5 protein-coding genes are annotated in these 13182 nt (G+C 64.2%); 1 reads left to right on the top strand and 4 read right to left on the bottom strand.

From position 1 onward, the window contains the following. Positions 1–45: 45 nt before the first annotated feature. The 3 genes from B3B04_RS07255 to B3B04_RS07245 are packed head-to-tail and all read right to left on the bottom strand — an operon-like array spanning position 46 to position 4679. Complete coding sequence (locus B3B04_RS07255; RefSeq protein WP_292041458.1) at positions 46–1899, bottom strand: acetyl/propionyl/methylcrotonyl-CoA carboxylase subunit alpha; 1854 nt, start codon at positions 1897–1899, stop codon at positions 46–48. Positions 1900–1903: 4 nt separating this feature from the next. Then, complete coding sequence (locus B3B04_RS07250; protein ID WP_292041571.1) at positions 1904–3481, bottom strand: carboxyl transferase domain-containing protein; 1578 nt, start codon at positions 3479–3481, stop codon at positions 1904–1906. Between the two features lie 34 nt (positions 3482–3515). After that, positions 3516–4679 carry an isovaleryl-CoA dehydrogenase gene (locus B3B04_RS07245; RefSeq protein WP_292041457.1) on the bottom strand — a complete coding sequence of 388 codons (1164 nt, stop codon included), beginning with the start codon at positions 4677–4679 and terminating at the stop codon, positions 3516–3518. 110 nt (positions 4680–4789) lie between these two features. On the opposite strand from B3B04_RS07245, the gene B3B04_RS07240 reads away from it, so the two are divergent. Continuing rightward, positions 4790–5665 carry a LysR family transcriptional regulator gene (locus B3B04_RS07240; RefSeq protein ID WP_292041455.1) on the top strand — a complete coding sequence of 292 codons (876 nt, stop codon included), beginning with the start codon at positions 4790–4792 and terminating at the stop codon, positions 5663–5665. Positions 5666–5748: 83 nt separating this feature from the next. On the opposite strand, the gene B3B04_RS07235 is transcribed toward B3B04_RS07240, so the two are convergent. Beyond that, complete coding sequence (locus B3B04_RS07235) at positions 5749–13119, bottom strand: autotransporter outer membrane beta-barrel domain-containing protein (protein ID WP_292041453.1); 7371 nt, start codon at positions 13117–13119, stop codon at positions 5749–5751. Between the last annotated feature and the right edge of the window lie 63 nt (positions 13120–13182).

Raw genomic sequence — 13182 nt, 5'->3', positions numbered from 1 at the left:
CTGCGGCGAGGCAGGCCCTTGGGCAGTTTTGGGACTAAAAACTCGTTATTCGGTGTCGATCTTGACCAGCAGGGCTTCAACCTGAACCTGATCGCCGGCGGCGCAGTTCACCTGTTCGACCACGCCGTCGAAGGGGGCGGTCAGGGTGTGTTCCATCTTCATGGCCTCTAGGGTCAGCAGCTTCTGGCCCTTTGTGACAGTTTGGCCTGCGGCCACTTCCACCGCGATCACCTTACCCGGCATGGGGGCGAGGATGGAGCCGGATCCGACACCGCCATCAGCACCGCCAACGGCCCGCCACGGTTTGAGCACCAGTCGCTCGCCACCTTCGTTCAGGACGATCTGGCGCTTGGAAGCGCCTTCGACGCCCTCACCTGGCTCAACGGTGAAATCACGACCAAACTGGTCGGCCAGTCGCATCTGGCGTTTGGCGCCAGCATTCAGACGAAGCCCGCCCGACGAAGCCCAGACGCCCGGCCCGCCACCGATCAGCACGGCTGCCGCCAGTTGCAGGCCTTCCACGGAGGGTTCAGGCCGCGCCGTGAGTTCTTCCAGCTTGCGACCGATCAGACCGGTATCGACCGTGCCCGACGCGAACTGTTCATCGCCCAGCACGCGATAGAGGAAGCCCGCATTGGTGATCAGCGGGCCGCACTCGCCCTCGTCCAGCGCATAACGCAGATCGGCAATCGCCTCCTCGCGCGTATCGGCATGGACGATCAACTTGGCGATCATCGGGTCATAGTGGGGGCTGATTTCCGCGCCCTCTTCCACGCCGGTATCGACGCGCACCAGATGGTCCGGATAGTCGAACACATCCAGCTTGCCGATGGATGGCAGGAAGCCCTTGGTCGGGTCCTCGGCATAGAGGCGGACCTCCATGGCCCAGCCATTGATCGACAGCTCGTCCTGACGTTTCGGCAGCGGCTCGCCCGAAGCGACACGCAGCTGCCATTCCACCAGATCAACGCCCGTAATCTCTTCGGTGACAGGGTGTTCAACCTGAAGGCGGGTGTTCATCTCCATGAACCAGATGCGGTCGGCGCGCAGGCCTTCCGAGCCATCGGCGATGAACTCGATCGTGCCCGCGCCGCGATAATCCACGGCCTTGGCGGCGCGGACCGCGGCGGCGCACAGCTCGGCTCGCGTAGCCTCGTCCATGCCGGGGGCCGGAGCCTCCTCGACCACCTTCTGGTGGCGACGTTGCAGCGAGCAATCACGCTCGAACAGGTGGACGACATTGCCGTGGCTGTCACCGAACACCTGCACCTCGATGTGGCGCGGTGACAGGATGTATTTCTCGATCAGCACATGGTCGTTGCCGAACGAAGCCGCCGCCTCGCGCTGGCACGAGGCAAGGGCGTCGAGGAAGTCGTCGGCCTGTTCGACCAGACGCATCCCCTTGCCGCCACCACCGGCCACGGCCTTGATCAGGACCGGATAGCCGATCTTGTCGGCCTCGGCCTTGAGGTGCTGCGGGTCTTGGTTGTCGCCCATATAGCCGGGCGTGACCGGAACACCGGCCTCGTCCATCAGCTTCTTGGCGGCATCCTTCAGGCCCATGGCCGTGATGGATTTGGGCAGTGGACCGACCCAGATCAGGCCCGCATCCATGACCTTTTGCGCGAACTCGGCATTCTCGGACAGGAAGCCATAGCCGGGGTGTATGGCCTCGGCCCCCGTCTGCTTAGCGGCGGCGATGATCTTGTCACCGACCAGATAGGATTCGCGCGTCGGAGCCGCACCGATATGCACAGCCTCGTCGGCCATGCGGACGTGCAGCGCATCCGCATCGGCATCCGAATAAACGGCGACGGTACGGATACCCATGCGGCGGGCGGTCTTGATGACACGGCAGGCGATTTCGCCACGGTTGGCGATCAGAACAGATTTCATCATCGCATTACATCCTGAACACGCCAAAGGACGGACGGTCGGCAATCGGAGCCTGAAGCGCGGCCTCCAGCGCCAGACCCAGCACATCGCGGGTCTGCACAGGGTCGATCACCCCGTCGTCCCACAGGCGGGCGGTGGCGTAATAGGGGTTGCCCTCGTCCTCGTATTTCTGGCGCACCGGAGCCTTGAAGGCTTCGGCCTCTTCCGGCGTCCACTTGGCCGCGTCGCGGTGTACGGTGGCCAGCACGCTGGCGGCCTGTTCACCACCCATGACGCTGATGCGGCTGTTGGGCCATGTGAACAGGAAGCGCGGGCTGTAGGCGCGGCCGCACATGCCATAGTTGCCAGCGCCGAAGCTACCGCCGATGAGGACAGTGATCTTGGGCACATTGGCAGTGGCGACCGCCGTCACCAACTTGGCACCATGCTTGGCGATGCCTTCGGACTCGTACTTACCGCCGACCATGAAGCCGGAGATGTTCTGAAGGAACAGCAGAGGGATTTTGCGCTGGCAGGCCAGTTCAATGAAGTGCGCGCCCTTTTGCGCGCTCTCGCTGAACAGCACGCCATTGTTGGCCAGAATGGCCACCGGCATGCCGTGGATGTGGGCAAAGCCGCACACCAGAGTGGTGCCGTAAAGCGCCTTGAACTCGTGGAACTCCGAACCATCGACCAGACGGGCGATCACCTCGTGCACATCATACGGAGCGCGAACGTCTTCCGGCACAATGGCGTAAAGGTCTTCGGCAGCGAACTTCGGCTCGACCGGCTCGCGCAGGTTCACATTGGCGAACACCGGCGGCGGCAGGGTGGCGACGATGTCGCGCACGATGGTCAGGGCGTGTTCGTCATTATCGGCCACGTGGTCGACCACGCCCGACTTGCGGCCATGGACCTCGGCCCCGCCAAGGTCCTCGGCGCTGATGACCTCGCCCGTTGCAGCCTGAACCAGAGGCGGACCAGCAAGGAAGATGGTGCCCTTGCCGCGCACGATGACCGTCTCGTCCGACATGGCCGGAACATAGGCACCGCCTGCCGTACAGCTACCCATCACACAGGCAATCTGGGCGATGCCCTTGGCCGACATCTGGGCCTGATTAAAGAAGATGCGGCCAAAATGATCGCGGTCAGGGAATACCTCGGCCTGATTGGGCAGGTTGGCCCCGCCGCTATCGACCAGATAGACGCACGGCAGATGGTTCTCGAGCGCGATCTCTTGTGCCCGCAGGTGCTTCTTCACCGTCATCGGGAAGTAGGTGCCGCCCTTCACGGTGGCATCATTGCACACGATCATGACCTGACGGCCCGACACACGGCCAATGCCGCAGATCATGCCCGCGCCCGGTACCTCGTCGTTATAGAGGCCGTTGGCGACCAGTTGGCCGATCTCGAGGAAGGACGAGCCGGGGTCCAGCAGGCGCTCGACCCGTTCGCGCGGCAGCAGCTTTTCGCGGGCGATATGGCGCTCGCGGGACTTTTCGTCACCGCCCAGCGCCGCCTTGGCGACCTTTGCGCGAAGCTCTTCGGCAAGCTGGCGGTTGAACGCCGCCCGCGCCTTGGCCTCGGCACTATCGACATTGACCATGGAGGTCAGAACAGGAGCCGTCATAGACCTATCCTCAGCGTGCGCCGATCAGCTCGCGGCCGATCAGCATGCGACGGATTTCATTCGTGCCCGCGCCGATATCCATCAGCTTGGCATCGCGCAGATAACGCTCGACCGGCCAGTCCTTGGTGTAACCGGCACCGCCCAGAGCCTGAACGGCTTCAGCCGCCGTACGGAAAGCATTCTCCGAGGCCAGAAGCACACACCCTGCGGCGTCGTAACGGGTGGTCTGGCCCGCATCGCAGGCACGCGCCACGGCATAGGAATAGGCACGGGCCGATTGCAGGGCGACATACATGTCCGCCACCTTGGCCTGCATCAGCTGGAAGGTGCCCAGCGCCTTGCCGAACTGCTGACGCTCGCGAACATACGGGATCACGGTATCCAAGCAGGCCTGCATAATGCCCAGCTGGATGCCCGACAGCACCACGCGCTCATAATCCAGACCCGACATCAGAACACCGACGCCGCCATTCAGCGGGCCCATGATGTTCTCTTCCGGCACGAAGCAATCCTCGAACACCAGCTCGGCGGTCGGAGAGCCGCGCATACCCATCTTGTCGATCTTCTGGCCGATGGAGAAACCGGCGAAGTCCTTCTCGATGATGAAGGCGGTGATGCCCTTGCTGCCCGCCTCCATATCGGTCTTGGCGTAGACCACCAGAGTGTCGGCATAGGCCGAGTTGGTGATCCAGAATTTGGTGCCGTTCAGACGGTAGCCGCCGTCCACCTTATCGGCGCGCAGCTTCATGCTGACGACGTCCGAGCCGGCGTTCACTTCCGACATGGCCAGCGAGCCGACATGCTCGCCCGACACCAGCTTGGGCAGGTATTTGTCTTTCTGCTCTTGGGTGCCCCAACGGCGGATCTGGTTCACACACAGGTTGGAGTGAGCGCCGTAAGACAGGCCCACAGAGGCCGAGGCGCGAGACACTTCTTCAACCGCGATGACGTGGTCCAGATAGCCAAGGCCCAGACCGCCCCACTCTTCTTCAACGGTGATGCCGTGCAGGCCCAGTTCGCCCATGGCGGGCCACAGCTCGCGCGGGAACCAGTCCTCGGCGTCGCATTTGGCGGCCAGCGGCGCGATCTGCTCGTCGGCAAAGCGGGCCGCGCTCTCGCGGATCATGTTGGCAGATTCAGTCAGGCCGAAATCAAAATCGGGGGTCGCGCGCATGGGACTTTTCCTTTGTTCTCTTTGGAACGTTTCCTCGTTGATCAGACCCTAATGCGCCGCGACGCTTTGGATAAATGGAAAGTTCGTGAAGTTTCAGATAGGTTTTTTCTATGTTAAAACGCTCTCACGTTCGCCAATTCCTCGCTGTCGTTGATGCAGGCAGCTTTACGCAAGCTGCGGCACGGGTGCGGATTACCCAGCCCACCCTGTCTGTCGGCATTGCCGAAATGGAAAAGCTGATGGGGGCCAAGCTCTTCATCCGGGACAGAAAGCACGTACGAATGACCGAGGCGGGCGCGAAATTTCTGCCTATCGCCAGACAGTTGGAACAGGGCTTCCGCGCCGCAGAAAGCCTGACGCTGGAAGACGACAAGCGCTGGCCACAGGTGCGGCTGGGCCTGTTGCGCTCCTTGTCGGGGGCGATGTCGCAGGCGGCGGTCAGCACCCTGTCAGAGCTTTATGATCTGGAGATCGTGGAAGGCAGCGCCCACGACCTTCGCACGGCGCTGGCGTCGGGGCGGCTGGATGCGGCGCTGACCCTGCTGCGTCCCGAAGACATGGCCGACGGTGCCGTGGCGCTGCTGAGCGAGCCCTATGTGATGATGGTGCCGCCGGGCCATGCCTTGGCCGGACAGACTGTACCGCCCGCGGCTCTGGCTGCCGAGGTCATGATCGCGCGCCGATCCTGCGAAAGGCTGCAAGACACCAGCCGCTTCTTCACCAAAAACGGCGTGCGCCCCCGCTTTGCTCTGCGTAGTGACAATGACGATCTGTGCCTGCGCATGGTGGCCGCAGGATTGGGCATCACCACCGCGCCCCTGTCGCTGAAAATCGATACGCTCCGGACGGTCGATATCGAAGGTTACGATTTCACCCGAACCTTGGGGCTGTGCTGGTCCGAAGACTGGAAAATGTCCTCTGCAGCCGCCCCCGCGCGAACCCGAATGGCCGAGGTTCTAAAAGATCCGATTGGTACCTTCATTTAGGCACGTTTGAAGCGTCCCGCCTCCGAACGACGCTGAAGAAAAGGGCGAGGATCCGGTGATCCTCGCCCTTTATCCTCGCCCGCTTAGAAGCTCCAGCGGACGCTGACAGATGCGGTGTGGACATCGGCCTTGTCGCCCAGCTGGCCGTCATAGCCGGCCTGGAAGGTGACGCCGCTGTCGGTGCGGATCTTGGCTTCGAAGCCCAGCTTCCATGCCGCACGATCCAGCGGGGTGGTGATGTCTGCCGCATCCGATGCGGTGGAGGCCCCCATCAGGCGGATCGGAAGGCTGATGCCATCCTCCGAGCGATGGACACGGCCCGCCGTCAGCGACAGCGCCGCATTCACACCCTGTGCCGGATCAAAGGTCCAACCCGTGGTGACCTTCGGCTCAATGGCCCCGATATACTGGGTGTCACCCTCGACGCGTGCGCCAAGGCCATCCCAGCCACGTTCGGCATAGTCACCGTTGATCAGGGCAGTCCCCATCACGCCCACAGCCGGACGCAGGAAGAACTCACCCGCGCGTACGGTGTGGCCCAGTTCGGCACCCAGCTGCAGATAGCCGTTCTGGCCCTTGGAGTGGCCGACCATGGTGTCGAACACATAGCCATAGCGCTGGCTTTCCAGCCATTGCCAGCCACCGGTGGCGGTCAGGCGCAGATCAGTGCCTTTGGCCCCCTGACGGATCAGGCCCGCACCCACGTCAAAGCCGTCGCCCTGGGTATTCATGCGCACCGTCTGCTGACGTTGCAGACTGTTATAGCCCGCTGCCAGAGACAGGGCCCAGTCGGCATTCAGACGCTGCTCCATGCCCACGCGGGCATTGAAGATGCGGCTGGTTGCGCCCCAGTATTCGCCGGTCTCTTCCTGATCGAAGGCGGTGGTCGAACCCACGCCCCAGACACAGCGGTCCAGCGCCGTCTCGCGGCCCAGACCACAGCCAAACATACGATCCGCGAACTGGGTCGCGCCGTAGTACTGGGTCTGCATCGCAGCGACGTGGCCTTCAGGGTTCAGGTCGGTGAAGATGGCCTGATATAGGTCTTCCTGACCGGCCACCATATTGCCCAGCGCCGCCATCAGGCGACCAAGGCCAGCGGCACCGCCCGTTTGCAGGGCCGAGTCCATATGACCGCCAAGACGCTCTTCGTTCGGACGCAGGAAGGTCTGACCGAAGTCGCTCTCCACCAGCAGGTGTACGCCCGCATCGTCGCCCTTGAGCGAGAAGTTGAGCGCCATGGTGCCGTCGATCTGCACATCGCCGACCGAGCCGGTACCTTCGGTCGCGAACAGGGTCACGGCCTCGGCATCTTCCAGCCACATCAGATTGATGGCGATTTGGCCGTCCACATGGGCATCGCCCGTCAGGTTGACGCGGTCGGAGGCATAATCGCCGAACGCCACATCAAACACCGACTTGCCGCTGGCCGTCTGGACGAAATTGCCATCCAGTTCCACGGTCGTGATGGCCCGCGCGCCGTAATAGACGTTGTCTTGCTTGGCAGCCAGATCATCCCAGTTGCCGAAGGTTTCGCCTGCGGCCAGATCGATCGGCCAGCCTGCGGCATCCAGACCCATGCGGAAGACGCCTTCATTGGTGAAGGTAGCCTCCGCGCCCTCGATGACCATAGCCGTCGGCACAAACGACCGGGCCGACAGTGTCGGCTCGCCCTCACGCAACCTGATCGTGTCAAAGGCCATGAAGCTGGCCCCTGCGCGGTTGATGAAGCGGTTGTCGCCCGCGCCCAGGTCAAGATTACCGAACACCTGACCGTTGTTGATGACACGATCATTGCCCGTGCCGCCTTGAATGGCCCAGCCCGACACCGACGACAGCATGACATCGCTGGTGATGCGGTTGTTCTGGCCACCGGCCAGACGCACGGCAGCCCCCTCACCGTCACCACCGCGCACTGCACCGTGCAGGTCCAGCGAGATGTTGCCCGCGCCATCGCCACCTTCGCTCTGCGCGAAGACAGCGACCGAGTTGTTGGCCAACGCATAGATGCCTTGGGCGAACGACAGGCTGACGTTGCCACCCGAGCCCTGACCACCGGCCGAGCCCGCGAACTGGCCATCCACCCAGCCGCCACCGCCGCCCAGCGATTGGGCGATAACGCCAAAGGCATTGGCACCGCGCGCCACGATCAGCTGGTCTTGCGTCAGGGTGATATCGCCACCGTTGCCGGTGTTGGTCGAGGACAGGGTCACCGGACCGTTGATATTACCGAACACGGCACCACCGCCGCCACCGATGGACTGCAGCACCAGACCATGGGCACCGGTGCCTTCGGTCAGGATCATGCCATGATGGTTCAGGCTGACGTTACCCGCATCGCCGTTGACGTTACCCGAACCGCCCAGCACGACCGGTGCATCCGCCGCTCCGGCCACGCGGATCTCCCCGCCGCCGGCACCGATGGATTGCAGCACCAGACCGCTGGCGTACGCGCCGAAGGTCTGGACGCCACCGGCATAGTCGCCGCTGACATTGCGGGCGTCCGCGCCGGTACCGCCCTGGGCACCCAGACGCAGGTCAACGCCGTCGTTGTCTCCGTCCAGATTGGCCACGACAGAGCCGCCGCCGCCGCCGATGGATTGCAGCACACTGGCGGTCGAATAATCACCGCCCGTCAGCACGGCACCGGTCTGGTCGCGTTCAACCGCACCGCCGGTTTCGTCCGTGGTGTCTACGGCCCCCAAGGTGACCGCACCGCGAGCGATTGCCGCCGCATCCAGAGCCACCATATTGATAACGCCGCGGCCGCCGCCGCCGCCGATGGCTTGTGCCAGAATGCCGGTGGCCATGTTGCCAGCCGCTACCATGGCACCATCATGCTGGCTGTCGATATCAGCTGCAGCGTTTTGGGCACCGTTGATACCGCCCAGCATGACGTTGAAGCCGGTGGCCTGTGCGTCGGCCATATGGCTGAACTCGGCCAGTTCGACATTCAGGTTCAGCGTACCGCCGCCCCCGCCAATCGCCTGCGCAAAGTCCGCGACCGTGCGGTCACCGCCTGCATTGATGGTGCCGGTGGTGTTCACCGTGACCTTGCCTGCGTTCATCGAGGTGGAGCCTTCGGCACCCAGACGCGCGACGATGGCGGGCTCGGCAGGCACCTTGATGCCGACGATGTCGACATAGGGCATGCCCGGCAGGCCGATCAGACCATAGATATCCAGCGCCAGCGTACCGCCGCCACCGTTGATGCTCTCGGCCTTGATGGCCACCGAGCCGTCGCCGGTGACAGTGATATCGCCCGAGTGGTTGACCACCACCTCGCCGCCGATGCCGCCATTGCCACCACCGACATTGCCCAGCGCGAAGCTGAGCGCATTCGACGCAAGGGCGCTGAGCGGATCGGTGCCTGCGGACAGGCCGACATTGGCGTTACCGCCACCGCCGCCAATCGACTGGGCCACAATGCCGTGGGCATTGGCACCCGTCGTCAGGATCGAACCGGAGTTGTCGACGGTTACGCGGTTGCCATTGCCACCGTCACCGCCAAAGCCGCCAAGGCTGACGACAGGAGCCGTCGGTGACGGATTGATCAGCAGATTGCCGACAATAGACAGACCGCCGTTACCGCCGCCGCCGCCAATCGACTGGGCCAGAATACCGTGGGCGTTATCGCCGCTGGTGTAGACCAGACCGGCATTCTCGACATCGACCGTGCCGGCCAGGTTGCCCGCGCCACCCGTACCACCAATGGCCAGACCACCGATCACGCTGTCAGCCGAGCTGAGACCCGCCTGAACGTTGAGGACGGTCGAGCCGTTGCCGCCGCCACCGCCGATCGACTGGGCCATGATGCCATGACTGCCCAGACCTTCGGTGATGATGGTGCCGCTGTGCTCTTCGTCATCCACGGCCAGATTGCTGACCACGACAGCGCCGCCCAGACCACCCGTGCCGCCCGAACCGCCGATGGTGGTCACCAGACGGTTGCTGCGCGAACCCACGGCACCATCCAGAGTGAGCGACAGAACCGTGCCGGCGTCACCGCCGCCACCGCCGATGCTGGTAGCAGCAATGCCCGCGGCATTATCGCCGAGCGTGTAGATCAGTCCGGTATTGGCGACGTCGACCAGATTGCCGTTGCCGCCGGTACCGCCTGCGCCGCCGATCATCAGTTCGACCGAGTTGTTATCGCCGGGGCCCTGAACGCGCATCGCGTACACAGCACCGCCGATACCGCCGCCACCGCCGATCGACTGGGCGCGAATGCCGTTGGCATTCAGACCGTCGGTGATGATCTTGCCGGAGTTGGCAATGTCGATTTGACCGGCATCGGCACCCGTTCCGCCCGAGCCCCCGACAGCGAAGACCGCCGTGTTCTGGGTCGTGCCCTTGGACGCTGCGATCTGGAAGCCAATGACGCGGGTGGAGCCACCCATACCGCCGCCGCCGCCAATCGACTGGGCCAGAATACCGTCAGAGCCTTCGCCGCTGGTCCGGATCAGACCCAAATTGTCGATATCGATATTGCCCGCGATGGCACCGAGGCCGCCCGTGCCGCCAATCGCCATATTGGCACTGCCGGTCGCCATGAACTGGGTCGCGCTGGCTCCGCCGCCGACACCGCCACCGCCGCCAATCGACTGGGCGAAGATACCGCGCGCGTCGTCGCCGGAGGTGTAGAGCTCACCAGCGAAGCGGACGCTGACATCGTCGGATTCTGCGCCCTGACCGCCTTCCAGACCGATGGAGATCGAGCCGCCCATGGACTCGTCCTCGGGGGTCTTGAAGCTGCCGCTGACGGCAATAGCGCCGGACGTGCCGCCGCCGCCGCCAATCGATTGGGCCAGAATACCGTCGGACAGTTCGCCCTGGGTGACAATGCGGCCATCGACATCGACGTCGACCGTGCTGCCTTCCCCGCCGGTGCCGCCTTCGCGACCAAGAGCCACGGTCAGACCGGCCTTGGCCAGAATGCCGAGACCGAAGTCCGTGCCGGCATTACCGCCGCCGCCGCCAATGGACTGGGCAACGATACCGCGCGCCAATTCGCCGTGGGTAAAGATGTCGCCGCGGTGATGGACATTCACCGACTCTGCACGACCGGCAGCACCCGTCGCACCGCCCACCGTCAGGGTCATGGCCGCGCGGGCGTCCTTGAAGACACCCAGTGCCAGATTGAAGGTGCCGCTGCCGCCGCCGCCGCCAATCGACTGGGCCACCAGGCCGTCGGCCAGATTGCCTTGGGTGACGATGGTGCCGTCGTGGCGCACGTCGACCTTGTCGGCCGAACCTGCGCCTGCCCCCGAGCCGCCGATGTTCATCAGCATGCCCACTTCGGAGCCACCTTGTCCCGAGCCGGTCGGCTTGAGACCCAGCACCAGATTATAGCCGGCATTGCCGCCGCCACCGCCGATGGACTGGGCCACCAGACCCGATGTGCCATCACCGTGGGTATAGATCAGGCCGCCCGTGGCCGTGCCGTCAACTTCATAGCCTCGCGCGACCGTGACCGTGCCTGCATCGCCGCCGCTGCCGCCCGAACCGCCGATACCCAGAGCAATGGGCGAGCCTGTGCGTGACACCGCACCGGTGACATTGATGCCACCCGTACCGCCGCCGCCGCCGATGGATTGTGCGACAAGGCCGACGCTGCCGTCTTTCTTGGTCAGGATATCGCCGGCCAGATCCGTCGTGACGGCCCCGCCGTGGCTACCTGCGCCGCCACGACCGCCAACCGAAACCAGACCGCCCGAGGCACCGGCGTTGCCGCCGCCGCCGCCAATCGACTGGACTACCGCGCCGAACGATCCAAGCCCGTCGGTCGTAATGCTGGAGCCTGCGCCCATGGTGAAGTCGACCGTACTACCGGCCCCGCCTTCACTGCCCTTGGAGCCCAGCGCTACCAGACCACCGGCCGCGCCACCGTTACCGCCCGAGCCACCGATGGACTGGACCACCACACCATAAGAGCCTGCGCCCAAGGTGGTGACATTGCCATTCAGGGTCAGATCGACCGTCCCGCCGTTGCCGCCGATGCCGCCGTCACCACCGAAGGCGACAATGCCGCCCGCTCCGCCGCCGTCACCGCCCTGACCGCCGATGCTTTGCACCACCACGCCGTGCGAGCTGAGACCTTCGGTGCGGATGGTGTTGTTCACCGTAGCGACGATATTGCCGCCATTGCCGCCCCAGCCGCCGTTGGTGGCATAGCCGAACAGGCCATAGGAACTGCCGCCCTTGCCCGCGCCACCGCCCAGAGACTGGATCAGCACGCCGTGGGATTCATTGCCGATGGTGCGGATTTCGACGTCGACGGTGGCGTCCACATTGCCGCCGTTCGCGGCGATACCGCCCGAGCCCGTGCCGCCGGTGGAGACAAAATTGCTGCCGCCTTCACCTCCGACACCTGCCGCGGACTGAATGACGACGCCGTGCGACGCGGTCCCGTTGGTCGTGACCACACCCGAGCCACTGATGGTCGTTTCTACATGGCCACCGCTGCCGCCCGCGCCACCCTTTTTGCCGCCGCCGACCACGCTGAGGTAGGCATCACCGCCGTCGCCACCGTTACCGCCAATGCTGGCAACGTGAACCGCGGGCGAGCGGTTGGCGACAACATCAATGTCTGTATTGATCGAGAAGTCCTGATCAATGGCCGGACCATTCTGTCCGGCCTTACCCGAGGCAGCAGGCACGAACAGCACGGCGTTATTGCCGTTCTTGCCACTGTTGCCCTTGCGGATGACTTGGATCTGGTTGGCGCTGGACGTGGTCGGGTTTTGATACTCGACTTGAGTGCCGCCGCCGCTGGCGGCCGTCAGGCTGACGTTACGCTCTACGGTTGGCACGCCCATATCGACGGTACCGGTCGAGGCATGGGTAATCAGCTCGCTGGTGACGGCATCATAGAACAGGCCGTCCGCGCCTTGAACGATCGAAGTGGTGAAGGCCCCCGAAGCCGTCTGATAGCCGACCACCGTCGCCGTCTGCCACTGATCGCCGACATAGTCATAAGCCAACTGCGATCCGATCGCCGGAATGGCCAGGAAGCTGTAGTTCATGCCGTCCTGATCGACGGCGACATAACCCTCGGCCTCGACAACCTCCCAGGTCAGGGTCTTGCCCGGATAGAAGGGGTGGGTGAAGGTCTCGCCCACGGTCGGGGCAGCCGCTGCCGGCAGAGCAAAGGCCACACCGCCCAGCAGGGCCGCAAACGCCTTCATCAGCGTCTGCCATGAACGGGCCGAGCGCGGCTTGCCCGCCGTCTCGACCGGCTCGGGCGCGTCCATCAACTGGATCAGGCGTGCCAGACTGTCACGCAGACGCTCGGCGGCCTTGGTGCGCGCGTCGGCCAGCTGTTCGATCACGCGCGCGGCTTCGTCGCGCACTAGATGGCGCTGTTCCGCCGCCGCCGCCCGAACATCCAGCTCGCCGACCACACGGTCGATGATGCCAGCGATGCGGTTCATTTCGCGCGCAGTGATCTTCATGGCTTTACGCCCCCCAAATGTTTTGGCGCGCCGATCCCCACCCAGGGTCAAAAGCACGCACAG

Origin of the sequence: Brevundimonas sp. UBA5713 (assembly GCF_002419815.1) — a bacterium.
GTDB lineage: Bacteria > Pseudomonadota > Alphaproteobacteria > Caulobacterales > Caulobacteraceae > Brevundimonas.
This window is presented reverse-complemented; position numbering and strand designations above follow the sequence as displayed.